General features: G+C 71.6%; 25 protein-coding genes. 12 read left to right on the top strand and 13 right to left on the bottom strand.

The genetic code is table 11. The features are described from left to right. Nucleotides 1–114: 114 nt before the first annotated feature. From AB0D67_RS22610 to AB0D67_RS22600, 3 genes are all read left to right on the top strand, one after another. A complete protein-coding gene (locus AB0D67_RS22610; protein ID WP_362938943.1) occupies nucleotides 115–1272 on the top strand; it encodes a GAF domain-containing sensor histidine kinase in 1158 nt (385 codons plus the stop codon). Next, complete coding sequence (locus tag AB0D67_RS22605) at nucleotides 1269–1964, top strand: response regulator transcription factor (RefSeq protein ID WP_362938928.1); 696 nt, start codon at nucleotides 1269–1271, stop codon at nucleotides 1962–1964. Before AB0D67_RS22610 ends, AB0D67_RS22605 begins: the two co-directional genes overlap by 4 nt. Before the next feature lie 230 nt (nucleotides 1965–2194). Then, the gene (locus AB0D67_RS22600; protein WP_362938925.1) at nucleotides 2195–2692 is read left to right on the top strand and encodes a MarR family transcriptional regulator; all 498 of its coding nucleotides are present in this window, start codon (nucleotides 2195–2197) and stop codon (nucleotides 2690–2692) included. A 205-nt stretch (nucleotides 2693–2897) separates the two neighbouring features. Here the strand turns inward: AB0D67_RS22600 and AB0D67_RS22595 are convergent, their stop codons facing one another. Further along, nucleotides 2898–3617, bottom strand: coding sequence for a hypothetical protein (locus tag AB0D67_RS22595; RefSeq protein ID WP_362938922.1), 720 nt, complete (start codon nucleotides 3615–3617; stop codon nucleotides 2898–2900). Between the two features lie 67 nt (nucleotides 3618–3684). On the opposite strand from AB0D67_RS22595, the gene AB0D67_RS22590 reads away from it, so the two are divergent. The 3 genes from AB0D67_RS22590 (at nucleotide 3685) to AB0D67_RS22580 (ending at nucleotide 5733) form a co-directional block, all read left to right on the top strand. Then, on the top strand, nucleotides 3685–4479 hold the full coding sequence (locus AB0D67_RS22590) for an ABC transporter ATP-binding protein (RefSeq protein WP_362938919.1): 795 nt from the start codon (nucleotides 3685–3687) through the stop codon (nucleotides 4477–4479). 214 nt (nucleotides 4480–4693) lie between these two features. Next, a complete protein-coding gene (locus tag AB0D67_RS22585; RefSeq protein ID WP_362938916.1) occupies nucleotides 4694–5467 on the top strand; it encodes a sulfite exporter TauE/SafE family protein in 774 nt (257 codons plus the stop codon). 29 nt (nucleotides 5468–5496) lie between these two features. Continuing rightward, the gene (locus AB0D67_RS22580; protein ID WP_362938913.1) at nucleotides 5497–5733 is read left to right on the top strand and encodes a hypothetical protein; all 237 of its coding nucleotides are present in this window, start codon (nucleotides 5497–5499) and stop codon (nucleotides 5731–5733) included. A gap of 157 nt (nucleotides 5734–5890) precedes the next feature. Here the strand turns inward: AB0D67_RS22580 and AB0D67_RS22575 are convergent, their stop codons facing one another. From AB0D67_RS22575 to AB0D67_RS22560, 4 genes are all read right to left on the bottom strand, one after another. Next, a complete protein-coding gene (locus AB0D67_RS22575; RefSeq protein ID WP_362938910.1) occupies nucleotides 5891–6802 on the bottom strand; it encodes a Rieske 2Fe-2S domain-containing protein in 912 nt (303 codons plus the stop codon). A gap of 44 nt (nucleotides 6803–6846) precedes the next feature. Continuing rightward, nucleotides 6847–7401: an HD domain-containing protein gene (locus AB0D67_RS22570; RefSeq protein ID WP_362938940.1), complete on the bottom strand. Its 555-nt coding sequence runs from the start codon at nucleotides 7399–7401 to the stop codon at nucleotides 6847–6849. A 255-nt stretch (nucleotides 7402–7656) separates the two neighbouring features. After that, nucleotides 7657–8331, bottom strand: coding sequence for a hypothetical protein (locus AB0D67_RS22565; RefSeq protein ID WP_362938908.1), 675 nt, complete (start codon nucleotides 8329–8331; stop codon nucleotides 7657–7659). After that, complete coding sequence (locus AB0D67_RS22560; protein ID WP_362938906.1) at nucleotides 8318–8626, bottom strand: hypothetical protein; 309 nt, start codon at nucleotides 8624–8626, stop codon at nucleotides 8318–8320. Before AB0D67_RS22560 ends, AB0D67_RS22565 begins: the two co-directional genes overlap by 14 nt. Before the next feature lie 452 nt (nucleotides 8627–9078). Between AB0D67_RS22560 and AB0D67_RS22555 the strand changes: the two genes are divergently transcribed. The 3 genes from AB0D67_RS22555 (at nucleotide 9079) to AB0D67_RS22545 (ending at nucleotide 10672) form a co-directional block, all read left to right on the top strand. Further along, nucleotides 9079–9936, top strand: a complete 858-nt coding sequence (locus AB0D67_RS22555; RefSeq protein WP_362938903.1) for a helix-turn-helix transcriptional regulator — start codon at nucleotides 9079–9081, stop codon at nucleotides 9934–9936. A gap of 52 nt (nucleotides 9937–9988) precedes the next feature. Further along, nucleotides 9989–10195 carry a DUF397 domain-containing protein gene (locus AB0D67_RS22550; protein WP_362938899.1) on the top strand — a complete coding sequence of 69 codons (207 nt, stop codon included), beginning with the start codon at nucleotides 9989–9991 and terminating at the stop codon, nucleotides 10193–10195. A 294-nt stretch (nucleotides 10196–10489) separates the two neighbouring features. Continuing rightward, complete coding sequence (locus AB0D67_RS22545; RefSeq protein WP_362938896.1) at nucleotides 10490–10672, top strand: DUF397 domain-containing protein; 183 nt, start codon at nucleotides 10490–10492, stop codon at nucleotides 10670–10672. Nucleotides 10673–10826: 154 nt separating this feature from the next. Here AB0D67_RS22545 and AB0D67_RS22540 read toward each other — a convergent pair whose 3' ends face one another. Next, on the bottom strand, nucleotides 10827–11246 hold the full coding sequence (locus AB0D67_RS22540; protein ID WP_362938893.1) for a Fur family transcriptional regulator: 420 nt from the start codon (nucleotides 11244–11246) through the stop codon (nucleotides 10827–10829). A 126-nt stretch (nucleotides 11247–11372) separates the two neighbouring features. Between AB0D67_RS22540 and AB0D67_RS22535 the strand changes: the two genes are divergently transcribed. Both AB0D67_RS22535 and AB0D67_RS22530 read left to right on the top strand, forming a co-directional pair. Next, nucleotides 11373–12485: a CapA family protein gene (locus AB0D67_RS22535; RefSeq protein WP_362938890.1), complete on the top strand. Its 1113-nt coding sequence runs from the start codon at nucleotides 11373–11375 to the stop codon at nucleotides 12483–12485. Between the two features lie 152 nt (nucleotides 12486–12637). Next, the gene (locus tag AB0D67_RS22530) at nucleotides 12638–13285 is read left to right on the top strand and encodes a TetR family transcriptional regulator (protein ID WP_362938887.1); all 648 of its coding nucleotides are present in this window, start codon (nucleotides 12638–12640) and stop codon (nucleotides 13283–13285) included. Nucleotides 13286–13426: 141 nt separating this feature from the next. On the opposite strand, the gene AB0D67_RS22525 is transcribed toward AB0D67_RS22530, so the two are convergent. Continuing rightward, nucleotides 13427–13909: a hypothetical protein gene (locus AB0D67_RS22525; RefSeq protein ID WP_362938885.1), complete on the bottom strand. Its 483-nt coding sequence runs from the start codon at nucleotides 13907–13909 to the stop codon at nucleotides 13427–13429. Nucleotides 13910–14079: 170 nt separating this feature from the next. Between AB0D67_RS22525 and AB0D67_RS22520 the strand changes: the two genes are divergently transcribed. After that, on the top strand, nucleotides 14080–14616 hold the full coding sequence (locus AB0D67_RS22520) for a hypothetical protein (protein ID WP_362938882.1): 537 nt from the start codon (nucleotides 14080–14082) through the stop codon (nucleotides 14614–14616). Between the two features lie 96 nt (nucleotides 14617–14712). On the opposite strand, the gene AB0D67_RS22515 is transcribed toward AB0D67_RS22520, so the two are convergent. The 6 genes from AB0D67_RS22515 to dnaK form a co-directional block, all read right to left on the bottom strand. Further along, nucleotides 14713–15798: a hypothetical protein gene (locus AB0D67_RS22515; RefSeq protein ID WP_362938879.1), complete on the bottom strand. Its 1086-nt coding sequence runs from the start codon at nucleotides 15796–15798 to the stop codon at nucleotides 14713–14715. Nucleotides 15799–15920: 122 nt separating this feature from the next. Further along, nucleotides 15921–18506, bottom strand: coding sequence for an ATP-dependent chaperone ClpB (clpB, locus tag AB0D67_RS22510; RefSeq protein ID WP_362938876.1), 2586 nt, complete (start codon nucleotides 18504–18506; stop codon nucleotides 15921–15923). An 87-nt stretch (nucleotides 18507–18593) separates the two neighbouring features. After that, nucleotides 18594–18941 carry a helix-turn-helix transcriptional regulator gene (locus tag AB0D67_RS22505; protein ID WP_362938873.1) on the bottom strand — a complete coding sequence of 116 codons (348 nt, stop codon included), beginning with the start codon at nucleotides 18939–18941 and terminating at the stop codon, nucleotides 18594–18596. Between the two features lie 2 nt (nucleotides 18942–18943). Further along, nucleotides 18944–20128: a molecular chaperone DnaJ gene (dnaJ, locus tag AB0D67_RS22500; RefSeq protein WP_362938870.1), complete on the bottom strand. Its 1185-nt coding sequence runs from the start codon at nucleotides 20126–20128 to the stop codon at nucleotides 18944–18946. A 36-nt stretch (nucleotides 20129–20164) separates the two neighbouring features. Continuing rightward, nucleotides 20165–20818: a nucleotide exchange factor GrpE gene (gene grpE, locus AB0D67_RS22495; RefSeq protein WP_362938867.1), complete on the bottom strand. Its 654-nt coding sequence runs from the start codon at nucleotides 20816–20818 to the stop codon at nucleotides 20165–20167. A 28-nt stretch (nucleotides 20819–20846) separates the two neighbouring features. Beyond that, nucleotides 20847–22724 carry a molecular chaperone DnaK gene (gene dnaK, locus AB0D67_RS22490; RefSeq protein ID WP_362938864.1) on the bottom strand — a complete coding sequence of 626 codons (1878 nt, stop codon included), beginning with the start codon at nucleotides 22722–22724 and terminating at the stop codon, nucleotides 20847–20849. Nucleotides 22725–22910 lie beyond the last annotated feature (186 nt).

The raw sequence follows: 22910 nt of genomic DNA, 5'->3' as shown, positions 1-22910 counted from the left end.
TGTGGATCCGAAGCCTTCAACCCGCCTGAAGATTCGAAGTCCGTACAGGCCCTAGGACCGCCGCCCCAGCCGCTTCACCAGGACGGACGTCTAGAGTTTCCATCTGTGGACGTGATGGGCGCCGGAGGCTCCGGAGACGAGGACCGGGACCAGGACAGGGACCGCGATGACGTCCTGCACGCGGTGAGCTCCGCCGTCCTCGCGGTCACCAGGCACCTGTCGGTCCGGGAGGTGCTGCAGGTGATCGTACGGTCGGCGCGCCGCCTGCTGGACGCCCGCTACGCCGCGCTCGGCGTCCCCGACGACGACGGGGCGTTCGCCGAGTTCGTCGCCGACGGCATCACCGACGAGCAGTGGGAGGCGATCGGGCCGATGCCCCGCCAGCACGGCATGCTGGGGGCGATGCTGCGCGAGGGGGCGCCCGTCCGGCTTCCCGACATCCGCAGGGACGCCCGGTTCGAGTACTGGCCGCGCGCCCACCCGGTGCTCAAGGACTTCCTCGGGGTGCCGATCCGCGACGGCGATCGGGTGCTCGGCATCGTCTTCCTGTCGAACAAGCGGACCCGCGGCGGCTTCACCGAGGCGGACCAGCGGCTGCTCACGTTGTTCGCCGCGCACGCCGCGATCGCGCTGACCAACGCCCGCCTGTACGAGCGCAGCCGGGAGCTGGCCCTGGCCGAGGAGCGCACCCGGATGGCCAGGGAACTGCACGACGCGGTGACCCAGAAGCTGTTCTCCCTCCGTCTCACCGCCCAGGCCGCGAACTCCCTGCTGGACCGCGACCCCGGCCGGGCGCGGCGGGAACTGGAGCGGGTGGAGCGGATGGCCGGGGAGGCGCTGGCCGAGCTGCGCGAGGTGATCGTCGAGCTCCGTCCGGCCGACCTCGACCGCCACGGCCTGGCCGAGACGCTGCGCAAGCACGTGCGGCTGCTGGATCGCCTGCACCCGGCGGCCTTCTCCTTCGAGGAGGCGCCGGGGTGCGAGTTCGAGCCGGCGGCGGGGGCGGCCGTGCTGCGCGTCGCCCAGGAGGCGCTGCACAACGCCGCCCGGCACGCGGAGGCCCGGACGGTCACCGTACGGCTCGGCTGCGAGGGCGACCGGCTGGTCCTGGAGGTGCGCGACGACGGGCGGGGGTTCGACGTGGCGGCCGCCGCCGGGCGCGGACTGGGCATCGCCTCGATGAGCGAGCGGGCCGGAGCCCTGGGCGGGGACGTGCGCGTGACGTCGCGACCGGACGCCGGCACGCTGGTGCGGATGGAGGTCCCCGCGTGATCCGCGTCCTGATCGCCGACGACCACCCGGTCGTACGGCAGGGCCTGCGCACGTTCCTGGATCTGCAGGACGACCTCGACGTGGTGGGCGAGGCCGCCGACGGCGCCGAGGCGCTCGCCCTGGTGGAGTCGCTCGCCCCGGACGTGCTGCTGCTCGACCTGAGGATGCCGGTCCTCGACGGCCTGGGCACGCTGGCACGCCTCGCCGGGCGGGAGGACGTCCCGCGGGTCCTGGTGCTGACCTCGGTCGGCGACCCGGAGGACGTCGCCCCCGCGCTGCGGGCGGGGGCGGCCGGATTCCTGTACAAGGACGTCGATCCCGGCACGCTGGTCCAGGCCATCCGGACCGTCCACGGCGGCCAGGTGCTGCTCGCCCCCGAGGCCGCCGGGGCGGTGCTGTCGGCCTCCCAGGTCCAGGGCCCCCAGACGTCCCAGGACTTCCGGACAGTCCCGGTGAACCCGGCCGCCCTCTCCCCGCCCCGGCGGGGAGAGGGCCCGGTGGCGCCGCTGACCGGTCGCGAGCGTCAGGTGCTCGCACTGATCGCCTCGGGGCGGTCCAACCGGGAGATCGCCCGCGAGCTGGCGGTGGCGGAGAAGACCGTGAAGACCCACGTCTCCAACGTGCTGATGAAGCTGGGCGTGCAGGACAGGACCCAGGCGGCCCTCTACGCCGTCCGCCACGGCCTGGCCTGAACGGCCGATATCCCGTCATGGTCTGGTCTGAGCGGTCGGATCGTGTCCGCCACGGCCTGGCCTGAGCGGTCGGATCACGTCCGCCGCGGCCCGGAGAGGAGCGCCGGTCCGTTCCGCTCCCCGGGCCTCGTTCCGCCTGATCCCCGTTCCGTCCCGGCCGGACGACCGGACCCGCCGATTGTTTCACTGCGGGATCATCTCGCAGCGGAACGATTTGTTAGGCTCGTAGCATGACGAGCGGTATGACGACGAGCGCGCCCCCGCGAACCGTTCGCGACCTCACCGGCATGCTCATGCACGCCGGCCATGTGCTGACGACCCGGTTGACCGCGGCCCTCGCCGAGATCGGCATCACCCCGCGCGAGCAGTGCGTCCTGTGGCACGCGGCCGAGGCCGAGCGCACCCAGATCCAGCTCGCCGAGCTGGCAGACCTCGACAAGACCACGATGGTCGTGACGATCGACAAACTGGAGAAGGCCGGATACGCCGAGCGCCGTCCGTCGAGCACCGACCGCCGGGCCCGGATCATCTCGGTCACCGAGGAGGGCATGCGGATCGTCTCCGAAGGCGCGAGGATCGTCGATCGCGTCCACGCCGAGGTGCTCGCCACGGTGCCCGAGGGGGAGCGGAAGGCGTTCGTCGACGCGCTGACGCGGCTCCTCGACGGTCCCCTCGCCGAGCCCGAGGAGGGCTGCGGACCGGTGCGGCGGTCCCGTCAGGCCCGCTGAACTCATGGCGACACTGCGTGTCGCGGCTCGGGGGCTGGTAACCGGTGCCTTCCCTCGTCTCTCCGCCGCTTCGCGGCTGCGTTCCTCAGTCCAGACACCGGCGCCCCCGAGCGGGTCCGGACACCGGCGTTCCTGAGCGGGTCCCGATACCGGCGTCCCCGGGTGGGCTCATGGCGGCGCTGCCGCCGGTGGCCTCGTAACGGGGTCAGACGAGTTCGGTGATGGCGTGGTGGGCGGCCACCCGTGCCCGCCGTACGGCGCGGTCGAGGTCGCGCAGCGCGGCGCCGCGGGCGGCGATCTGGCCGGAGGTGAGCCCCCGGTCGTCGGTGACCCGCAGCACCGCGGCCAGCCGGGCGGCGAGGGCCGCGACCCGGTGGGCGCGGGCCGGGTAACCCGGAGCCAGGCCGCCGTCGGCGGTGTTCGGCCGTGGCTGCCCCTGGACGGGGCCTCCCAGACCGAGCAGGGTGTCGGTGGCCGTGCGCATCGCCATGGTCAGGGCGTGCTCGGCCTCGGACAGGGAGGGGACGTCCGGGGCGTTGGCGCTGGCCGCGAGCGCGCTCCAGCGGACCCCGGCGTACGATGACCCGCGGCGGTCGGACGCGGGCACCAGCCCGACGCACCGGCCGGGGAGTACGGCGATCGCCGCCTGCCCGGCCTCGATGGCCGCGGAGTTGAGAGGGGGCGGCCCGGTGAGTCCGAGCGGGTCGCCCGGTACCGGGAGGGCCAGGCGCAGCGACTTCATGCCGTCCATCCGCAGGCCGGCGAGGAAGCCGCGCAGACCGGTGTCGCCGGTCTCGGTGGCGACGAGCTGGGGTCCGCCACGGCGCTCGACGCGGTCGACGGCGTCGTCGAGGCCGACCTGACCCGTCAGCCAGGCGTTGCCCCAGCAGACCAGGGTGGCCGAGATCTGTGAATCAGGGTGCACCGGTCCACGATATGCGCTTGTCCTGCAATAGGTTTTGTTCCAGCGATTCTCTAGGAGGGGTAGGGGCATGGGCGGTCAGGTGCTTCGGCTACAGGACGTCACCGTGCGCAGGGACGGTGCGGCGCTGCTTCGAGACATCGAATGGACCGTTCACGAGGACGAGCGGTGGGTCGTCATCGGTCCCAACGGTGCGGGTAAGACGACGCTGCTCCAGGTCGTCGGCGCGATGCTGTTCCCCACCGAGGGAGTGGTGGAGATCCTCGGTGAGCGCCTCGGGCAGAGCGACGTGTTCGACCTGCGTCCCCGCATCGGCCTGGCCAGCGCCGCGCTGGCCGAGAAGGTGCCGCCGGAGGAGAAGGTCATCGATCTCGTCCTCACCGCCTCCTACGCGATCATCGGTCGCTGGAACGAGGAATACGACTCCGGCGACGTCACCCGCGCCGTCGAGCTGATCGACCAGCTCGGCTGCGCCCACCTGATCCGCCGCCGGTTCGGCACGCTGTCGGAGGGCGAGCGCAAGCGGGTGCAGATCGCCCGCGCGCTCATGCCGGACCCCGAGCTGCTGCTGCTGGACGAGCCGGCCGCCGGGCTCGACCTGGGAGGCAGGGAGGACCTCGTCCGCCGTCTGTCGGCGCTCGCGCAGGACCCGAAGTCACCGACGATGGCGCTGGTCACCCATCATGTGGAGGAGGTGCCCGCCGGGTTCACCCACGTGCTGCTGCTGCGGCACGGCTCGGTGGTCGCCCAGGGTGAGATCGACCACGTGATGACCGCCGAGAACCTCTCCCGCACCTTCGGCATCCCGCTCAACCTGGAACGCGGGCGCGACGGCCGCTGGTACGCCCGCGCGTACGACTTCTGAGTCTCTCCACCGGCTCTTCTGAGCCTTTCTCCCATCCCCTCTGTCCACTTTTAGTCTCTCCGTCCGCTTCTGGGCCCGCTCCGGCCGTGTCCGCTACGGCCGCTGAGTGGCGGAGGACACCCCGCCGACCGCTCACCGGCGCTCCCCTCCTAGCATCCGGTGGAAGCCGTGCACCGATCACCGGGCGCGAGCCGTACGACCGAGGAGGGGCCAGATGACACCGTGGGAGGCAGTCGCCGTCCTGGCGGCGGGGGTCGCGGCGGGCGGCATCAACGCCGTCGTCGGCTCGGGATCGCTGATCACGTTTCCGACCATGGTGGCCGTCGGGTTGCCGCCGATCGTGGCGAACGTCTCCAACAACATCGGCCTGGTGCCGGGGACGCTGACCGGCGCGCTCGGCTACCGCGCCGAGCTGGAAGGTCAGCGCGGACGGCTGGTCCGGCTGGGGGTCGCCTCGACCCTGGGCGCGCTGGCCGGGAGCGTCCTGCTGCTGTTCCTGCCCGCCGAGACCTTCGACGTGGTCGTGCCGGTCCTGATCGGCCTGGCCTGCGTGCTCGTGGTGTTCCAGCCGAGGCTCAACCGGTTGCTGGCCGCCCGGCGCGAGCACGCCCACCCGCACGGCGGTCCCCTGCTGTGGATCGGGGTCCTCGCCGCCGGCGTCTACGGCGGCTACTTCGGCGCCGCCCAGGGCGTGTTGCTGATCGGGCTGCTCGGCAGCTTCCTCGACGACGGCCTGCAGCGTGTCAACGCCGCCAAGAACGTCCTGTCGCTGATGGTCAACGGCGCCGCGGCGCTTCTGTTCATCGGGTTCTCGCTGTTCTCGGGGCGGGACGTGGTGGACTGGCGGGCCGTCGCGCTGGTGGCGGTCGGCGCGTCGATCGGCGGGTTCCTCGGAGCGAAGGTCGGCAGGCGGTTGCCGGCGCCGGTGCTGCGTGGCTTCATCGTGTGCGTTGGCGTCGTGGCGATCGTCAAACTGGTGTACGGCTAAAATCCCTCACTTGCGGGAACAACACGGTCATGAAAGGCGACCGTGTAGAGATCGTCATCGATGCGGGCGACAGCTCGCGCACCTACGACGTCGTCGCGACCAAGGCGGGCCGCCGGGTCGAGATAGCCAATCGCCGGGGCGGCGTGGTCGAAGTCAGCGAGGTCACCCGCAGCGGGACGGCGGTCCGCACCGCGCGGTTCATGTCCAGCCGGGTCCTCGCCCTCGTCGAGCATCCCGCCGACGGCCAGCCGGACGACGAGGAGTGACGGCGGGCCCCCGGGCGTCCTGACCGGGGGCCGGAAGCCGTGGACGCCGTTGCGCGGGCCCTCTTCGCGAACCCGCTGGTTCGTTGATCAGTGAAGAGGGCCCGCGCAACGGCGCCTGGCGGAGCCGGAACCGGGACGGTGGGACCGGACGGAGGGGTCACGCCGGGATGGGGCGGACCTGCAGCACGCCGTCGCGGCGCAGCCTCGACTCGAAGGCCGGCTGCGGGGCGGTCGCGGGGCCGTGCATGACCGTGCCGTCGGACAGCCGGAACGTGCTGCCGTGCCAGGGGCACACCACGCAGTCGGCGCCCTGCACGGACGTCACGCGTCCCTGGTGCAGCGGCCCGGCCAGGTGCGAGCAGCGGTCGGCGAGCACGGTGACGTCCTCGCCCCTGCGCAGCACGAACAGGTCGATGTAGCCCAGCCGCCGGGTCACCGGCCGGCCGTCCGGCAGGTCCTTGAGATCGCACAGGTCGTGCCAGCCCAGCGGGACCAGGTGGGAGACCGACACGGCGTGGTTGGCCCCGGCCGCCTGCCGGTACGACATGTGGCCGCCGAGGTAGGCGCCCACGCCGCCGACGGCCAGTCCGGCGAACGACAGCATCCGGCCGCGCCGTTCGTCGCCCCGCACGCGCAGCAGCAGGGAGCCCGCGTAGAGGGTGAGCGCGGCCACGTTGGCCAGCGCGTGAACGAACCCGACCCGCTGCTGCTCGCGGTGGAGCGCCGACCAGTCGGTGATCCCGGACGCGGCCGTGGGAACGGACGCCACGAGGCCCGCCGCGAGCAGCGTCCGGGACGCCCGGGGGTCGGCGTCGGTCACATCCAGCAGCGACGCCGACATCCAGCAGCCCAGAGCGACGTCGGTGAGCGGTGGATGGAGGGGCTTGCCGGTGGGAACCCCGTGCAGCAGGTCGCGCAGGAACCCGGGGCCGAGCCGCCGCCGCACAGCCCTGGACACCGCCTGAATCGGGCGATCCAGCTTCGTCGAGCGCTCCACGTTGCCGACGAGGTCGACGGGTGGAACGAACTTGCGGAAGCTCTGGCGGTTCGTTTTAACGTTTTCCTTCACGATCGTCCCCTTTCCAAGCGATAGGGACCTACCCGGGAACGGCGTTATGCACGCGCCAGATGTCCCCGGCTGACCGAGAGCTCGACGATCTCCGTGGCGTAGGCGCCGAGCGTGGGCGAGCCCTCCTCGATGATCCTCACCTTCTCCAGCACCTGCTCGGCGGTCACCTTGTACAGCGACCAGGTGCCGCCCTCGTTGTGGTGGTTGGCCAGGATCGGGGCGATCCGGTCGAGAGCCTTGGCGAACTTGGCCTCGGGGGTCCGGCGCTCCTCGAACTCGTCCCACAGTGCCCGCAGCCGCGTGGCCTGGTCGTCCGGGAGCAGCCCGAAGATCCGGTCGGCGGCCTTGCGCTCCAGGTCGAGCTGGGCCTCCACGGCGGAGGCGTCGTAGATGAAGGTGTCTCCGGCGTCGATCTCGACGATGTCGTGGACGAGCAGCATCGCGACGACTCTGTCCAGATCGATGCCCGGTGGGGCGTGCTCGGCCAGCACCATCGCCAGCATGCCCACGTACCACGAGTGCTCGGCGTCGTTCTCGCGCCGGGAGCCGTCCATCAGGGTGTTGCGGCGCACGATGCGTCTGAGCTTGTCGATCTCCATGGCGAAGGCGAGCTGAGCGTGCAGACGGTCCTGTTCTGGAGGGGTGGTCACGCGCGTAAGCCTAATGCGCGCGGATCCCGCTTTTCCGAACGATCATCGGATCGGACGGGAACGGGAGGTGGCCGGATCGGCCGCCGCCCCCGGCGGCGCGCCGCCGCCCCACCGGCCGGCGATCCGGCGGCCGGCCCCGGCGACCTCGGCGAATCCGGCCGCGACCGCAGGGAACCTCCCGTGCCCGTTTCGGGCCGTACGGGTTCACGCCGCCCGGGGGACCTCGCGTGGCAGGGCGAAGGGCGGCTCGGGGGAGACGGTATCGGGTACCTCCTCACGGCCCCCGGCGGACCGCGGGGGCACCCAGTTCGCCGGCCCGGAGAGCCGGTCGAGGAGGACGGCGGGCTGGGTGGTCCCCTCCCTGCGAATGATCTCGAGGGTGACCAGGTCGGCCCGGCGGCGGTGACGGGCGACGACGACCCGGCGGGCGAAGCAGGCCGACTCCAGTTCCCCGGCGAAGGCGTCGAAGTCCTCCGCGCAGATCCCGGCCCGGGTGAGGATCAGCGCCTTCTCCCCGAGGGCCGTCGGGGTGATCCACAGGATGAGGGGGATCCGTCCCGCCGCCGTGTGCATGCCCGTCTCCAGGCACACCCGCTGGATGCGGTGCCGGGAGACCACGCACCACAGGTGGGCGCCGATCCGGTCGCGGACGGGCCGGAGGACGACGGCCAGCGAGACGGCGCCGGTCGCGACGAGGAAGGGACGCCAGTCGTCCCGCCCCAGGGCCGTGGCCGTGACGACGCCGGTCAGGAGGGCGGCGGACGTCAGGGCGATCTCCGTTCGCCACCGCCAGGCACGGACGAGCGGATTCGCCCCGCCGGGGGACGGCGCGGGCCCGCCCCGGTGGTGGGGGTTGTTGCGGGGGTTACGCGGCCACATCGTCCTCCACCTCCCCGGGCGTCGTCACGGTCCCGATGCCGCCTCCGGGGATGACCGTCACCTCACCGGTGAGGGCCTTTCCGGCTTCGGTCACGGCGGTGGCGCGGCCGGCCGCGGGCCGGTCGAAGCGGGGGTCCCGGTACGACCGGGCGCCGAACCCCTTCCTCGTCACGGTCCAGCCGAGCCTGTACGCCCATTCGTCCTGGTCCATGCACAGTTCACGGTCGGCCCGGTCGACGAGGTCGAGGACGAAGGCCTTGATTCCGTGAAGCCCGTTGATACGGTGGAAAGGCATGGGTTACTCCTTTTCGTGGCTGCGATGCGGAGTGCTTGTGTCAGCCGGGTCGGTGGCCGCCGACCCGGTTTTCCCTCCCCGAAGCGATGCGTGCGGACGCGACGGCGGAACGTCGCGATGGTCCCCGTTGTCCTCCTGGCGGCCTCCCATGTCTCCTCGGTGGCTGAGGGCGGCGCCGTTGCCGTCGGAAGGCGCGGGTTCCGAAGGCCGCGCCCGGTGAGAGGCCCGCGGGCCGCCTCACCGTGGGTTGGGCGGCTCCCCCGTCGGTCCTCTCGAAATCTTCCTGCTTCGATGGTCGCTCAGCATAGATTTGCCTGCAAGGCTTGGCGTAAGGAAAGAAGTAATAAACTTCTATAAATGCACTGCAATGTTCCATGCAACTTGCACTACCATTCAGATCATCCCTGCTAGGGGCATTGACTCCATCCATCCGAGATGACGAGGAGACCGGGATGCCGGAGCGCGGCAGTCCCCCCCTCCGCCGGCGTCGCCTGGGTCTCGAACTGCGCCGGATCCGTGAGGACCGGGGCATGACCGGCGACGAGGTGGCCTTCCTGCTGAAGTGGTCGGCCGCCAAGGTCAGCCGCATCGAGAACGCCAAGACGCTGGCCAAGGAGGCCGACGTCCAGGCGCTCGCGAACGTCTACGAGGTGGAAGGAGACCTTCGGGAGACGCTGATCGGCCTGCGCCGTGACGCCGAGTCGAAGGGCTGGTGGGAGAGATACGCCGCCTCCCTCCCCGATGACTACACGACGCTCATCGGACTGGAGGCGGAGGCGACCGTGGCGCGGAACTGGGAACCCCAGGTCATGCCGGGCCTGCTTCAGACGGAGGCGTACGCCTGGGCGGTCAACGCGGTGGGCCAGCACGCGGGCCATGTCCCGCCGAGCAGGCTCCAGGACAGGGTCGAGGTGCGGAGAAGGCGGCAGGAGACCCTGCTGTACTCCGACGACCCGCTGACCCTCCTGGTCGTGTTCAACGAGTCCGTGCTGAGAAGCCAGTACGGCGACGCCCGCGTCATGCGGGACCAGCTCCACCACCTGATCGAGGTCTCGGAGCTGGAACACGTGGAGATGCGCGTCCTCCCCCAGAATGTTCCGCCGCCGGTGGCGACGGGGCCGTTCGTGCACCTCGCCTTCTCCGACTTCCCCGACATCGTCTACCTGGAGTCCCTCTTCGGGGGGCGGTACGTCGAGGACGCGGAGATGGTCTACGGGTACGAGCGGGCCTTCGGCCACCTCATGGAGCGCGCGCTCGACGAGCCGGCTTCGCAGCGGCTGATCGCGGAAACGGCAGGGCACTGGAAATGAGGGTTCCGGTACATCGGCGGCTCGCCGGGTGCCGTCATCGGAAAGAACGAATATGGATGCGACAGATTTCGGCGCCGCGGCATGGAGGAAAAGCCGGAGGAGCGCTGTGAACGGCAACTGCGTCGAGGTGGCGCCGTTGGACGGGGGACGCGTCGGCGTCCGTGACAGCAAGGATCGGTCGGGGCCGGTCCTCGTCTTCACCCCTGACGAGTGGGACGCGTTCGTCGGGGGGGTCAAGGACGGGGAGTTCGACCTCTAGCGAAGTCGGAAGCCGGTCCCGCTTCGGCGGGGCCGGTCCCGGTGCCCGAAGGCCGGGGGCCGCCTCACACGATCACCCCGGATCACCCTGCCCGCGGGACGGACCGCCGGTCCGTCCCGCGGGCGGGGCCGGGGAACGGGGGATCGGGGGGACGGAGCCGGAGCCGGCATCACGCGACGCGCCCCCGTCACGCCGCCGACGCCTTGCACGTTCTCGCGCGCGTGCTCATCCTTGAAGTCCTCGTGGTGTTCCCGGGGAAGGGGTTGGGTTTTGTCGCAGATCGACCTTTCAGCGGTGGCGTGGCGAAAGAGCCGGCAGAGCACTGTCAACGGGAACTGCGTGGAGATCGCACGTCTCCCGGGGCGGAGCGTCGGGGTCAGGGACAGCAAGGACCCCGAGGGCCCCGTGCTCGTCTTCGGCCGGACGGAATGGGACGCCTTCGTTCACGGGGTGAAAGGCGGGCGGTTCGACCTCTGAGGCCGTACGGGACGGTCATGCGGGGCGGCGGTGCTGGGCGGCCGGGCGAGGCGGCTGGGCGAAGCGGCCACTGGACGGCGGCCCGTCGGAGGCGCCGTCGGCACGCGGTCCGTACGTCACGCGCAGGGGGATACCGCCTCGCCCGCCCGCGGGCTCATCGGGCCTCAACGGGACGGCAGGCGGGGCACACGCCCCAGTAGATGACGTCCGCCTCGTCCACCAGGTATCCGGCGGCGGAGACGGGGGCCATGCACGGGTCGTGCCCGACGGCGCAGTCGACGTCGGTGACCCTTCCGCACTCCCGGCAGACGAGATGGTGGTGGTTGTCGCCCACCCGCGTCTCGTACCGGGCGGGGCTGCCGGGAGGCTCGATCCTCCGCAGGAGCCCGCCGCGCTGCATGGAGTGCAGGGAGTCGTAGACGGCCTGCAGGGAGACCTGGCCGACCCGCTCCCGCACGCCCCGGTGGATGGCGTCCACGTCGAGGTGGTCGCCGTCCCGCACGGTCTGCATGATCGCCAGGCGGGCCGCGGTCACCCGCAGTCCAGCCCGTCGAAGCCGGTCCCTGTCGTCCACGCGGCACACGCTATGCCCCAAACCGGAATCATTCAAATATTTGATCCATACAAGTTTTGAGGAGATGACACTCCATCGGCCGGGTTGTGCCGGATATGGCCTCTGGGGTGGCATCCTCGGATACCGATGGACATCTACCTCCCCCGCCGACTCGGGGCGGTCGCCGCCCTCGCCGCCGCCGCCGTGCTCTCCACGGCCTGTACGGCGGCGCAGTCGGCGTCCCCGGAACCCGCATCGACGCCGGACGTCGCGGAGAAGCCCGCCTCCTCGGCCCCGCCCAAGCCCGAACGCCGGCCGTACACCATCTCCTTCGGCGGTGACGTGCACTTCGAGGGGGTGCTGCGGTCCCGGCTGAACGCGAACCCGCAGACCGCGCTCGGCCCGATCGCCAAGGTGCTCAGCCGGTCCGACGTCGCGATGGTCAACCTGGAGACCGCGATCACCACCGGCGGCACCCCCGCTCCGGGCAAGCAGTTCACCTTCCGCGCTCCCGCCTCGGCGCTGACCGCGTTGAAGGCCGCAGGGGTGGACGTCGCCTCCATGGCCAACAACCACGGCATGGACTACATGGAGAGCGGCCTCACCGACTCGCTGGCCGCGATCCGGCGCGCCAGGTTCCCCGTGGTGGGCGTCGGCGCGACCGAGGCCCAGGCGTACAAGCCCTGGCGGACGACCGTGAACGGCAACCGGATCGCCGTCATCGGCGCCACCCAGGTGATGGACGCCGAGTTCATCCAGCCCTGGACCGCGCTCGGCGCCAAGGGCGGCCTGGCCTCGGCCAAGCGGGAGGACCGGCTGATCCAGGAGGTGCGCAGGGCGCGCCGTACCTCCGACACGGTGATCGTCCACCTCCACTGGGGCACCGAGCTGCAGAAGTGCCCCAACGAGGCCCAGCGTTCCCTGGCGCCCAAGCTGGTCGCGGCCGGGGCCGACGTGATCGTCGGCGGACACGCGCACATCCTGCTCGGCGGGGGCTACCTGAAGAACGCCTACGTCAACTACGGCATGGGCAACTTCGTCTTCTACAACTGGGGCCCCCAGACCGGCCGGACCGGCGTGCTCACGCTGACGATCCAGGGGCGCAAGGTCCTGAAGGACCAGTGGACCCCGGCCACGATCCAGGGCGGCGTCCCCGTCCCGCTCACCGGCCCCGCCCGGCAGCAGGCCCTGACCGACTGGAAGGGGCTGCGCGGCTGCGCGGGCCTGTCCGCCCGGCCCGGCCCCGCCACGGAGAGCTGACCGTACGGCGAGCCGGCCGTACGGAGCGCCCGCCGCGGCAGGCGCGGAGGTCCGAGGGGCCGGAGGCCCGCCGCGTCGCGGGCCGGCCGCGGAAATCCGGTGATTGGCCGATACGGCCTGACCGGGCGGTGACGGAGGGGCAAGATGGGGGGATGTCCATCCTGCCTGCCGAGGAGCCCGGCGAGACTCCGCTGCGCCGCCGGCCCGCCCAGCGGAGGAGCGCGCGACGTGTCGAGAGGATGCTCGACGCCTGTGCCGACCTGCTCGACGAGGTCGGTTACGAGGCGTTGACCACCACCCGCATCGCGGAGCGCGCCGGGGTCGCAATCGGTTCGATCTACCAGTTCTTCCCCGACAAGCGGGCCATCGCCCAGGCGGTGACCCGGCGCCACGTGGAGGGTTTCATCTCCCGCATCGGCCGGCGCTTCCTGTCGGAGGAGTACGCCTGCTGGTGGGACGCCGTCGACGCGATCATCGACGAGTACGTCGAGATGCACCGGACCGTCCCGGGGTTCCGCTCCCTGCGGTTCGGCGACGTGGTCGACCTCAACCTGCTCGACCCCGCGTCGGACAACAACGCGGTGATCGCGGGCCGGCTGCGCGGCCTCCTCCTCCAGGAGTACGGCATGGCCGACAGCGAGGAGCTCGACCTGGCCATCCTGATCGGGGTCGAGGCGGGGGACGCGGTGCTCAAGCTGGCCTTCCGGCGCGACCCCGCCGGTGACCCGAAGATCGTGGCCGAGGCCAAGAGTCTGATCCGGGGCTACCTCAACCGCCAGTTCGCGGGGGCCTCGGCCTGAGCGGCCGGTCCTGGCGCCTCCGCCCGGAGGTCCACGCGATCCGCCGCCCACGTCCGGGGTCCGCGCGATCCGCCGTCCGCGTCCCGGGTCCGGCCGATCCCGGCGTGCCCGCCCGGAGGTCCGCGCGATCCGCCGCGCGTCTCACGAGGGCGGCCGGTCCGGGCGCACCTGCCCGGGTACGGCGGCGCGCTCCCGGTCCCGCCGTCCGCCGTGCCCGCGTTCGCGCGTCGCCGGCCTGCGCCGTACCTCGCCGTGCCTGCCGCCGGACCTCGCCGCGGACCCGGAGAACGCTCGGCCGGGGACGGTCCCGGGCGGTACGACCACCGGGTCCAGGGCCTCGACCGGCGCCGGGATGAGTCCGGCGGTCATCGGCGCGCCCCTCCGGCGGGGCTGCGGCTGGGCCATGACGGGGCAGGGGGCCGGAGCGGCGAGTGTCCGCAGCCACGACTCCTGACGGGCCGGGGTGATGAGCCGCTCCTCGCGCAGCCGGTTCTCCAGCGCCATGAGCCTGCGGTGAGCCTGTTCGACCGCGTCGATCCTCGCGGAGAGGTATCCGGCGGACCCCGGGACGATCACCGAGAGGCCGAGCAGGAACGTCAGCGTGAAGGCGGTCTGCTTGGACATGCCCATCGCAGCTCCTTCGGACGAGGTCGCCTCTCGGGCCGGGATCGCCTGGCATATGCCCGATTTCCTCCAGAAACACGCAGACTGTAATTAATAATGCACAGAGGGTGGCATAACAAATACCTGCCGTTGTGCGGGCGAAGTCGAGCGCCGCTCGGTACTCTCGCGATGTGGCGTATGTGACACACGGGCAACTGCACCGGCTGCTTGAACAGGCACTTCTGGCCGACGATCACGAGAATCTCGCCCGGCGCCTGGAGGCGCTGGCCGAGGACGACGTGTCCGGGGACGTCTCGCGGGCGGCGATCCTCGTGCTCGCCGGCGAGGAATGGCGGCAGGCCGGGCAGCCCGCCCACGCCCTCGACTGCTTCCAGCGGGCCGTGGACGACGGCGGCGAGGTGGGCGCCGACCCCCGCGCGGGGATCGCCGACACCCTCTTCGAGCTCGAACGGCCCGACGAGGCACGCGAGGTGATCGAGGCGATCCGGCTCGGCGGCTGCACCCCGGCCACCGCGCTCACCGTCGCCGAGACCCTCGTCGCCTACGGCGACCTGCGGGAGGCCCACGTCTGGGCCACCGACGGGGCCCGGCAGGCGGCGGAGGGCAGCGGCGAGCACGCCGCGCTGCTGCGCACCCGCTATCGGATCCGGGTGGACCTCGGTCTGCCCGAGGACGACCTCGACGCGCTGCTGGACGCCTCCCGCTGACGCGAGAAGGGCCGCGACCCGCTTACGGGTCGCGGCCCTTCTCCGGGCTGCCGGGCATGGCTCCTACCGGAGTCTTCCGGCGGCCGGGCATGGCTCCTACCCGAGCTGGACGCCTCCGCCGAGGACGGTCTCCTCCGCGGTGGAGGCGTCGCCGTCCTCCCCGGAGACCCGGGTCTCGTCGTCCGCCGCGGGCGTCTCCGCCGTCGTGGTGACCTCCCGCTCGACGACCGTGACCTCCCGCTCGACCACTGCGGGCAGCTCGCCGACCGGGGTCGCGGCGTCCCCGGCCGAGGCCGGGAGCGACTCCCCGGTGCCGGTGCCCGCCTGCGCGCCGGGCAGCCCCGCGCCGGCGGACGGCGCGTCAGCGGACGGCGCGCCGGCGGTCCCGGCCTGGTCGGCGGCGCCGGTCGTGCCGGCGCCCGTGGAGACCGGCGGCGCCGGCCGCACCGGAACCGGAGCCCGGTCGAAGCGGGTGTCCGGGGTGGACGGCAGGCCGGGCAGGTCGGGCGCGGCGGGCAGCGGCCCGGCGGCCAGGTGCTCCACGACATGCTCCGCGGCCGCGGTCGTCCCCGCCGCGGTCTCCGCGGTCTGTGCGGTCGCCGTCGTCTCCGCATCCGGTCGCACGGACAGGCCCGCGCCCCCCGCGACGCCCGCGGCGTCGGTGAAGCCGGCCACACCCGACGCCTGCGACAGGCCCGGCAGGCCGGCGATCCGTGCGATCCGCTCCGCGCTCATCGGCGCGGCCCCGGCCTGCCCGCCGAAGACCACCGGGACGCCCGTCGGGACGAACACCGGGACGCCCGACGGTATGACCGCCACCCGCGTGCCGGCCGTGTCCTGACAGCCGGCAACGGCCGTTCCGGCGGTCCCGGCCGTCCCGGGCGCCGCCACCGCGACCCCGGCCGCCGGGGACGTCTCCGGCCCGGTCGCCGCGATCCCGGTCACCCGGGTCCCCTCCGGTGCGGTCGCCGTGATCCCGGCGACCCCGGCCGTGCCCGTGGGCGTCTCAGCCCCTCCAGGCCCCTCGGGCCCGTACGCCGCCGAGCCGTGGCAGGCCGCGGCCGAGGCCGGGACCGCCCCGAGCCAGGACACACCGGCCGGAGCGGTCGACAGCCACGTCACGCCGGCCGTGAGCGTCGCCACCGCGAGGATGCCCTGGATCTTCCGTGATGGGTTCATCATGCACGTCCCCCTGTCGTTCGTTCTCGTGCCGGACGAGTGCCGAACGTATCCAGCGGGGGCCGCACCCGGGGCGGGCTTCACCCAACGGTGGTGAAGCCCTTACCGTCGCCGGGAAACGGTGGTCATGCCCTTACCGTCGGCGAGACGGTCAGGGCGTCGTTGCCCTCGGCCACGTCCACCGTGACCTCGTCGCCGTCCTGGACCTTCCCGGCCAGAACCTCTCTGGCGAGCTTGTCGCCGATCGCGGTCTGCACCAGGCGGCGGAGCGGGCGGGCGCCGTACAGCGGGTCGTAGCCGGTGAGCGCCAGCCAGTCGCGCGCCGCGGGGGTCACGTTCAGCGTGATCCGCCGGTCGGCGAGCCGCTTGGCCAGATGCGCCACCTGGAGGTCCACGATCTTCGACAGCTCCTCCATGCCGAGCGCGTCGAACATGATCACGTCGTCGAGCCGGTTGAGGAACTCCGGCTTGAACGCGCCCCGGACCGCGTCCATCACGGCCTTGCGCTGGGTCTCCCGGTCCAGCTTCGGGTCCACGAGGAACTGCGAGCCCATGTTGGAGGTGAGGATCAGGATCGCGTTGCGGAAGTCGACCGTCCGGCCTTGGCCGTCGGTGAGCCGTCCGTCGTCGAGCACCTGCAGCAGGATGTCGAAGACCTCCGGGTGGGCCTTCTCGACCTCGTCCAGCAGCACCACGGTGTACGGCCTGCGCCGCACGGCCTCGGTGAGCTGGCCGCCCTCCTCGTAGCCGACGTAGCCGGGCGGGGCGCCGACGAGCCGCGCCACGCTGTGCTTCTCGCCGTACTCGCTCATGTCGATGCGGACCATCGCCCGCTCGTCGTCGAACAGGAAGTCGGCCAGCGACTTGGCCAGCTCCGTCTTGCCGACGCCGGTGGGGCCGAGGAACAGGAAGCTGCCGGTCGGCCGGTCGGGGTCGGAGATGCCCGCGCGGGCCCGCCGTACGGCGTCGGAGACGGCCTGGACGGCCTCGCCCTGGCCGATGAGCCGCCTGCCCAGCTCGTCCTCCATCCGGAGCAGCTTGGCGGTCTCGCCCTCCAGCAGCCGGCCCGCGGGGATGCCGGTCCAGGAGGAGATGACCTGGGCGATGTCGTCCGGCCCGACCTCCTCCTTGACCATGGCGCTCTCCGGCTGGGCGGCCGCGCTGGCCTCGGCGAGCTCGGCCTCCAGCCTGGGCACCTCGGCGTACATCAGCCGGGAGGCGGCCTCGAAGTCGCCGTCGCGCTGCGCCCGCTCGGCCGCGCCGCGGGTCTCGTCGAGCTGCTTCTTCAGGTCGCCGACGCGGTTCAGACCGGCCTTCTCCCGCTCCCAGCGGCCGACCAGGGCGTTGAGCTCCTCCTGACGGTCGGCCAGCTCCTTGCGGAGCCGCTCCAGCCGCTGGAGGCTGCTCTCGTCGGTCTCCTTGGCGAGGGCCAGCTCCTCCATCTTCATCCGGTCGACGTTCCGCTGGAGCTGGTCGATCTCCACAGGGCGGGAGTCGATCTCCATGCGGAGCCGGGAGGCGGCCTCGTCCACCAGGTCGATCGCCTTGTCCGGCAGGAACCGGGAGGTGATGTAGCGGTCGGACAGCGCGGCGGCGGCCACCAGCGCGCCGTCGGAGATCTGCACCTGGTGGTGCGCCTCGTAGCGGCCCTTGAGCCCGCGCAGGATCGCGATGGTGTCCTCGACGGTGGGCTCGCCCACGTACACCTGCTGGAAGCGCCGCTCCAGCGCGGGGTCCTTCTCGATGCGCTCGCGGTACTCGTCCAGCGTGGTGGCGCCGATCATCCGCAGCTCGCCGCGCGCCAGCATCGGCTTGAGCATGTTGCCGGCGTCCATGGCGCCCTCGGCCGCGCCCGCGCCGACCATGGTGTGCAGCTCGTCGATGAAGGTGACGATCTGGCCGTCGCTCTCCTTGATCTCGCTCAGCACGGCCTTGAGGCGCTCCTCGAACTCGCCGCGGTACTTCGCGCCGGCGACCATCGCGCCCAGGTCGAGGGAGACCAGGCGCTTGTCGCGCAGGCTGGAGGGCACGTCGCCGGCGACGATGCGCTGCGCCAGGCCCTCCACCACGGCGGTCTTGCCGACGCCGGGCTCGCCGATGAGCACCGGGTTGTTCTTGGTCCGGCGGCTGAGAACCTGCACGACCCGGCGGATCTCCGAGTCGCGGCCGATCACCGGGTCGAGCTTGCCGGCCCTGGCCCGCTCGGTCAGGTCGACGCCGTACTTCTCCAGCGCCTGGTAGGTGTCCTCGGGCGTCTCGCTGGTCACCCGGGCGTGCCCGCGGACCTTCTCGAACGCCTCCAGCAGCGCGTTCGGGGTGGCGCCGCGCGACTTCAGCAGTTCGGCGACCGGCCCGCCGTCCGTGGCGAGGCCGACCAGCAGGTGCTCGGTCGAGACGTACTCGTCCTCCAGCCGGCGCGCCCGCTGGGCCGCGGTGTTCAGCACGGTCAGCAGCTGCCGGGAGCTCGACGGGGCGCTGACCGTGGCGCCCTGCGCCTTGGGCAGGGCCGCGAGCTGCTTCTCGGCCTCGGTGCGAAGCTGCTTCCAGTCGGCGCCGACCGCCTCCAGCAGCGGTACGGCGGTGCCGCCGGTCTGGGAGAGCAGCGCGGTGAACAGATGGGCCGGGGCGACCTCCGGGTTGCCCTCGGCGGCGGCGCGCCTGATGGCGGCGGAGACCGCCTCCTGACTCTTCTGCGTGAGCTTGTAATCCATGGCTATCGCCCAACTCCGTTCAGGCGTTCTGTACCGCGCCGGGGCACGGCGCGGCGAAAGATCCCCCCGGCCCTCGTTCGTGGAGTGTCAGGCGGGTGGCAACTGGTATCGGATCAGCGCGCGGATCATGGTCGTCTCGGCGCGGAGGCGGTGGTTCTCCTCGCGCAGCCGCATCGCCTCGTTCTCGAGCGCCAGTATCCGCTTTATGCCCGCGAGGTTGATGCCCTCCTCCTGGGAGAGCCGCTGGACCTCGCGGAGCATGATGATGTCGCGGGTGGAGTACAGGCGGCCGCGGCCGGCCGTACGGCCCGGACTGACCAGGCCGAGACGGTCGTACTGCCGCAGGGTCTGCGGGTGCAGGCCCGACAGCTGGGCGGCCACCGAGATGACGTAGACGGGGGTGTCGTCCGACAGATCGAAGTAGTTGGCTTCCATGGCTACTCGCTTCTGGCCTGTTGGATCAGCTCGGCCCGCGGGTCGCCTCCCGTGGTGGCGTCGCGGAACTCCTCCAGTGCGCCCCTGGCCTTGTCCTCCAGGTGCTGGGGCACCAGGACCTCGACCGTGGCGAGCAGGTCGCCCTTGGTGCCGTCCTTGCGGGTCACGCCCCGGCCCCGCACCCGGAAGGTCCGGCCGTTGGGGGTGCCCTCGGGGATGCGCAGCGTCACCGGCATCCCCTTGAGGATGGGCACCTTGATCTCCGCGCCGAGTGCGGCCTCGGTGAAGGTGACCGGAACGGTGACCGTGAGGTTCTCGCCGGTCCGGCCGAAGACCGCGTGCGGCTTGACGTGGACCTGGACGTACAGGTCGCCGGCCGGGCCACCGTTCTCGCCGGGGGCGCCCTTGGCCTTGATCTTGATGCGCTGGCCGTCGGCCACCCCGGCGGGGATGCGCGCCTGGATCGTGCGGGTGCTCTTGCCCCGGCCGCTGCCCTCGCACACCGGGCACGGGTCGTCCACCAGCAGGCCGCGGCCCTTGCAGTCGCGGCACGGCTCGGAGAAGGCGAAGTTGCCGAGGTTGCGGCTGGCCGCGCCGGTGCCCTCGCAGGTCGGGCAGACCCGCGGGGTGGTCCCGGCCTTGGCGCCGGTGCCGCCGCACGCCGTACAGGCGGAGGAGCTGGTCAGCCGGAGCGACACGGTGGTGCCCTGGACGGCCTCGGTGAACGAGAGCGTGACCTCGGACTCGACGTCCTGGCCGCGCCGTGCCCTGGTGGTGGTCCCGCCGGTCCGGGGGGCGGTGCCGCCCCGGTTGAACAGACCCCCGAACAGGTCGCCGATGCGCTCCCCGGTGCCCTGCTGGGTGCCGCCGAACAGGTCACCCAGGTCGAAGGCGAAGCCGCCACCACCGCGGGAGGCCCCCCCGCCCCCCGGGTAACCGCCGAGACCCGATCCGAACAGCGCCCGCGCCTCGTCGTACTCCTTGCGGCGCTTGGTGTCGGACAGGACGTCGTAGGCCTCGGAGACGTTCTTGAACTTCTCCTCGGTCTCCGTCTTGCCCTGGTTGGCGTCCGGGTGGTACTGCCTGGCCAGCTTCCGGTACGCCTTCTTGATCTCTTCGGCGGTGGCGGTCTTCGGCACACCAAGGACGGCGTAGTAGTCCTTCTCCAGGTAGTCCTTGGTGCTCATCGCTTTCCTTTTCGATCAAAGGGAATGGGGGTGTGTTCAGTTGTCGCCCGCGCCGGCCGCGTCGCCGGAGGAGGGCTCCTCGGGCTCGGCGACCGCGACCCGGGCGGGCCGCAGCACGCGCTCACCGATCCGGTAGCCCGGCTGCAGGATCTCCACGCAGGTCGGCTCGGCGACGTCGGGTGAGTAGCTGTGCATCAGCGCCTCGTGCACCGTCGGGTCGAACGGCTCGCCCTTGACGCCGAAGGTGCTCAGTCCCAGCTTCCCCGCGACCGCCTCCAGCGACTCGCTCACCTTGGCGAAACCGCCGGTGAGCTCCCCGTGGTCGCGGGCCCGGCCGATGTCGTCGAGGACCGGCAGCAGCTCGGACAGCACGCCGGCCACCGCCTGCTCCTTGACCATGGCCCGGTCGCGCTCGACCCGCTTGCGGTAGTTGGAGTATTCGGCCTGGAGACGCTGGAGGTCGGCGGTGCGCTCGCCGAGCTGGACGGCCAGCTCGGCCGAGGCCAGGCCGTCGGCCGCGGCGGAGGCGGCCTGGCCGGCTCCACCCGCCTCCCCGGCCTGCCCGGCCTGTGCCGCCCGCTCGGCCTGCTCACGCTCGGCCTGGCCGCGTGCCTCTCCGGTCTCCGGATCGATCTTGCGGTTGTCGCGGATCACCGGCTCCTCCCCGGAGCCGTTCTCACGCGTGTTCACGCTCGCGCTCCCCTCGGATCACGGTCCGTCACTTCGCGCCGTTGTCGCGCTTGGGCTCTTCGTCCACGATCTCGGCCTCGACCACGTCCTCGTCGGCCTTCTGGCCGGACGCGTCCCCGGCGTCGGCACCGGCGGCGGCACCGGCCGCCTCGGAGCCCTGCGACTGGGCGTAGATGGCCGAGCCCATCTTCTGGCTGACCGTGGCGAGCTTCTCGGCGGCGGTCCGGATCACGGCCGTGTCGGTGCCCTCCAGGGCCTTCTTCAGCTCGGCGACGGAGTCGGTGACCTCGGTCTTGACGTCGTCCGGGACCTTGTCGGAGTTCTCGCTGAGGAACTTCTCGGTCTGGTAGACGAGCGAGTCCGCGTTGTTGCGGGTCTCGGCCTCCTCGCGGCGCCGCTTGTCCTCCTCGGCGTAGGAGTCGGCCTCGCGCATCATGCGCTCGATGTCGTCCTTCGGCAGCGCGGAGCCGCCGGTGATCGTCATCGTCTGCTCCTTGCCGGTGCCGAGGTCCTTGGCGGAGACGTTCACGATGCCGTTGGCGTCGATGTCGAAGGTGACCTCGATCTGCGGGATGCCGCGCGGCGCCGGGGCGATGCCGGTCAGCTCGAAGGTGGCCAGCTTCTTGTTGTACGCCGCGATCTCACGCTCGCCCTGGTACACCTGGATCTGCACCGACGGCTGGTTGTCCTCGGCCGTGGTGAAGACCTCGGAGCGCTTGGTCGGGATCGTGGTGTTGCGCTCGATGATCTTGGTGAAGATGCCGCCCTTGGTCTCGATGCCCAGCGACAGCGGGGTCACGTCGAGCAGCAGGACGTCCTTGACCTCACCCTTGAGCACGCCGGCCTGCAGGGCGGCGCCGATGGCGACGACCTCGTCCGGGTTCACGCCCTTGTTGGGCTCCTTGCCGCCGGTCAGCTCCTTGACGAGCTCGGTGACGGCGGGCATGCGGGTCGAGCCGCCGACGAGCACGACGTGCGCGATGTCCGCGACCTTGATGCCGGCGTCCTTGATCACCTGGTGGAACGGGCCCTTGCAGCGCTCGAGCAGGTCGGCGGTGAGCCGCTGGAACTCGGCGCGGGTGAGCTTCTCGTCCAGGTGCAGCGGGCCCTCGGCGGAGGCCGTGATGTAGGGCAGGTTGATGCTGGTCTCGGACTGGCTGGACAGCTCGATCTTGGCCTTCTCCGCCGCCTCACGCAGGCGCTGGAGGGCCATCTTGTCCTTGGACAGGTCGACGCCGTGGGCGTTCTTGAACCGGTTGGCCAGCTCGTCCACGACGCGCTGGTCCCAGTCGTCGCCACCGAGGTGGTTGTCGCCGCTGGTGGCCTTGACCTCGACGAAGCCGTGGCCGTCCTCCTGGCCGACGTCGAGCAGGGACACGTCGAAGGTGCCGCCGCCGAGGTCGAAGACCAGGATCGTCTGGTCCTGGTCCTTGTCGAGGCCGTAGGCGAGCGCCGCGGCCGTCGGCTCGTTGATGATGCGCAGGACGTTCAGGCCCGCGATCTGCCCGGCCTCCTTGGTGGCCTGGCGCTGGGCGTCGTTGAAGTAGGCGGGAACGGTGATCACGGCATCGGTGATCTTCTCGCCCAGGTAGGCCTCGGCGTCCTGCTTGAGCTTCTGCAGGACGAAGGCGCTGATCTGCTGGGGGGAGAACTTCTTGCCGTCGATCTCCTGGTTCCAGTCGGTGCCGATCTCGCGCTTGACCGAGCGGATCGTCCGGTCCACGTTGGTGACGGCCTGCCGCTTGGCGACCTCGCCGACGAGGACCTCGCCGTTCTTCGCGAAGGCGACCACGGACGGCGTGGTCCGAGAGCCCTGAGCGTTGGCGATGACGGTGGGCTCACCGCCCTCGAGGATCGAGACGACGGAGTTGGTCGTCCCCAGGTCGATACCTACCGCACGTGCCATGAGTACGTCCTTGTAGTCAAAGTTGAGTCTGTCGGGCTCATATTGGAGTCTCGAGTGACGTTTGTCAAACGACTTGAGCCTACGTCACTCAACCTTTCGGCGCGTGAAAGCATTCCCGATCTCCGGGGAACAACGGGCGATCCCCCTCTCCCAACGAAGGAACCCCCGTGTCCGCTCCCCATCGCC

The sequence above is a fragment of the Streptosporangium sp. NPDC048047 genome (genome assembly GCF_040653115.1).
Taxonomy (GTDB): Bacteria; Actinomycetota; Actinomycetes; order Streptosporangiales; family Streptosporangiaceae; genus Streptosporangium.
Note: the sequence above shows the minus strand (reverse complement) of the source record. Positions and strands in the feature narration are given on the sequence as shown.